Source organism: Streptomyces sp. NPDC002130, from assembly GCF_040296465.1.
In the GTDB taxonomy this organism is placed as follows: domain Bacteria; phylum Actinomycetota; class Actinomycetes; order Streptomycetales; family Streptomycetaceae; genus Streptomyces.
Map to the genome: position 1 here is coordinate 1 of NZ_JBEOXI010000481.1, position 3,081 is coordinate 3,081.

General features: G+C 64.9%; 3 protein-coding genes and 1 pseudogene. 1 reads left to right on the forward strand and 3 read right to left on the reverse strand.

The window, feature by feature from the left end; all coding sequences use genetic code 11:
- Positions 1–83 precede the first annotated feature (83 nt).
- The 3 genes from ABT116_RS41400 to ABT116_RS41410 all read right to left on the reverse strand — a co-directional run bounded on the left by ABT116_RS41400 (position 84) and on the right by ABT116_RS41410 (position 2,324).
- Entirely contained in the window at positions 84–785 is a 702-nt protein-coding gene (locus ABT116_RS41400; protein ID WP_351645426.1) for a site-specific integrase, read from the reverse strand.
- Positions 786–1,269: 484 nt separating this feature from the next.
- Positions 1,270–1,587 carry a helix-turn-helix domain-containing protein gene (locus ABT116_RS41405; protein WP_064445096.1) on the reverse strand — a complete coding sequence of 106 codons (318 nt, stop codon included), beginning with the start codon at positions 1,585–1,587 and terminating at the stop codon, positions 1,270–1,272.
- Positions 1,584–2,324 (reverse strand): tyrosine-type recombinase/integrase, encoded by a 741-nt coding sequence (locus ABT116_RS41410; protein ID WP_003943364.1) that lies wholly within the window; start codon positions 2,322–2,324, stop codon positions 1,584–1,586. The genes ABT116_RS41405 and ABT116_RS41410 overlap by 4 nt, the downstream gene beginning before the upstream one ends.
- On the opposite strand from ABT116_RS41410, the pseudogene ABT116_RS41415 reads away from it, so the two are divergent.
- Positions 2,324–2,782: pseudogene (locus ABT116_RS41415) on the forward strand (IS6 family transposase); the annotation flags it as partial. The gene ABT116_RS41410 and the pseudogene ABT116_RS41415 sit on opposite strands and share 1 nt — an antisense overlap.
- Positions 2,783–3,081: the final 299 nt, after the last annotated feature.

Consider the following 3,081-nt stretch of genomic DNA (forward strand, 5'->3'; position numbering starts at 1 on the left):
ACCGACCGGCCGCACCGCTACCTGGCAGCGTCTCCGGGAGCATCTTGCGCACCTGCTCGTCCGAGTACGTGCTCAGCAGCGCCTCACCGCTGGAACAACCGGCGTTGTTGCTCGAGAGTGAGCGTCCGGCCACGAAAACCCTTGGCCTCTTTCCTGTCCAGGCTCTTCGTCGGATCGACAAGGACCAGACGGTGACTGCGCGCGAATCGGAAAAACTGGCGCAGCACGGTGAGTCTTCGCTGGCGCGACTTCGGCAGGGAAACTAGGAACGCCTCGACGTCGCCGAGCTCGACGGTCGCCCAATCTTGTTTCCCGCGTTCACTGTTCAAGAACGAAGCGAAATCTCGAACGGCCGCCAGTGCGGCCTCTATGGTCGAATCGCTGCGGGGCAGTGTTCCGGCCCGGCGAGCACGGGCCTTGGCGGTAAGCATGAACTCGGCGAATCCTGCGATTGCCGGTCGCAGCGGTTCAGGGGCCGCTTCGATCCGCCGTTGCCGGCGGCCGGCGGCGAGTCGCTCGTTGTGGTCGGTCGGCATCGCCAGCCCGTGTTCGGTGAAGAAATCTTGCATCGATCTGGCCAGCGGACCCATGGAACGGCCTGAGCGGCGTGCCCTGTCGAGCAGGGACGGCGGATGATTGGAGTGCTCGTCGTCGAGCAGTCGCCCCAGCTCGGTGACCGCCACACACGCACGGCCTGGCGAATAGCCGTCGGCGAGACAGGTGATCAGGCCGGGCAGCCAATCCGGCGGGTCGGCAAGACGTGCTAGGAGATGTTCGCCGGCCACATGCGGCCGATCCGGATGGCGCTGCCAGCATCGCGAGCACATGCCGCGGCAAGCATGGCGACGCAACACGCCACAGGCGACGCAGACGCGCGGGGGCTTCTTCGAAGGGCGCGGCCTCGAACAGTGACCGCACCAGCCGGTGTCCACGCGCAGATACCCGGGTTTGCCGCACCGCGGACAGTCCTGTTGCCGAGCTTGCAGGTCGGCTTTGCGTTGGCAGCCCCGGCACAACACGGCCTCCGCGAAGCGGACCTTGTGACCGCACTGCGCGCACCGGCGGGAACAAATCACGCAACGACCTGTCTCGACGACCAGCACCCTACTGCGGCTGCAGTCAGGGCACGGCTGCTTGGCGGCCGCGTCCTTGGCGCGGGCGGTGCACCGGCAGCACAGGTCGCGGCCGATGATGCCCACCGGTCCGCCGCACTCGGCACAGTCACGCTGGCGTTTACCCATGTTCTGCAATGACTTCCAGGTCGAAGCGTCACATCGGCGGAAGCGAGCGGCCGCGGGCGTTGACGGCTTGGCGCTGCGTCGGCGCCGGTCGAATTGGCGGATCGGCAGGACGCTCGACGGGAGTGGCGTCGATCTCGAACAAGTCGTCCGGAGTGCATTGCAAGGCAGTGCACAACGCGATCAGCGTCGTCATCTTGATCTGGGTGGGTTCCTTGGTGAACAGCGCCGACACCGACGCCGCCGACATCTCCAGCCCGGCTTTGTCTGCCAGCAGCCTGCGCAGCTCGGTCCCGGTCCACACTTCGCGTTGGGCCGCGGCCATCCGCAGTCGCCACTTGATCCTCACGCTCGCTCGTCCTCTCCGCTGAGCTCGGCCAGGGTGGTGGTCACCGCGCGCCGATACGCGTCCTCGATGAAGGTCGCCGATGGCCGGACATACCGCATCGTCGATCCGACGGTCCAGTGACCCAGAAGCTGTTGGATCGCAACCAGATCCACGCCACGCTCATAGTTGTGGGTCGCGCACGCACGTCGCAGCGCATGCGGGCTGAACCGCTCCGAACGCGGGCGCCCTTCGAGCTCCATCAGATATCGCAGCCGGTTGCGGATCGTTCCACGATGCAGCGGCCCGCCGGACTCGTCGGCGAACAACACCGGCGAGTCCGGGAACTTGGGCCGCACGTCGGTCAGGAACCAGCGCAGCACCAGGTCCAGACCGTCGAGCATCGGAACCCATCGCGGCCGAGGACCGGACATCCTGGCGCCCTTACCGAAGCGGACATGAAGTTTGCCGAACGGACCACGATCGAAATGCACATCCGGAAGGTCGAGCAGCGCAGCCTCTTCCGAGCGCAGTCCGGCATGATAGAGCGTCCGGAACAGCGCGTAGTCCCGAGCTGCCGGCCCATATTTTCGGGCGGTGATGATGCGCGCCTTCATGAACTCGAAGAACTCCCGCACGCGCTCCGGAGTCGGAGGCGGCACCAGCGCCGGCGAATCGTCGCCGACATGGCGGGAGGCGTTGAACTCATCCACCGGACAGACCAGCTTCACCCCGAACACGGCCTCGATCTCGGCTGCCAAAAATCAACGGCACACTGCATTACTTGTGGCGGGCGGTCGACCAGCACGGGAACGTGCTCGATGTGCTGGTCCAGTCGCGCCGAAACGGCAACGCCGCCAAGCGATTCTTCCGTAAGCTGCTCAAGGGCTTGCAGTATGTGCCGCGGGTGATCGTTACCGACAAGCTGACCAGCTACAGCGTCGCTCACCGCGAGATGCTGGCCTCGGTCGAGCATCGCCGATCCAAGTATTTGAACAATCGGGCCGAGAACTCGCATCAACCCACCAGACAGCGGGAACATGCGATGAAACGGTTCGCATCGGCCCGGCACGCGCAACGTTTCCTGTCCGCGTTTAGTTCGATCTCACCGCATTTCCGGCCCGGTCGGTATCGACTGACCGCGCCCGAATGGCGTGCCGAGATGGCCGACCGTTTCGCGGTCTGGCAGGAAGTCACCGCGGCCGGTGTCGCCGCCTGAAAGTGAACTGCCCCAGCAGTGCCCTGTAACAGAATGCCCCAAACATCCTTCGCCGCTTCACTTTTCGATTAACGTGACAGTGCCCGGGGAACTATCTGGCCGTACGCGGGGAGAAACCATGGCCACAAAATGCGCCATAAATGGCCGCCAGTGGGGAGCTTACGACGGCCGTCGACATACCAGGTCGACGCGTTGCTGCGAGCCGGGCTCGACGCCGAAAACAATCATACCGACCACGCGAGTGCGAAGGCCTCACGCTCACAGTTCGATGAACGTTCCCCGTACCACCGTGTACGGGC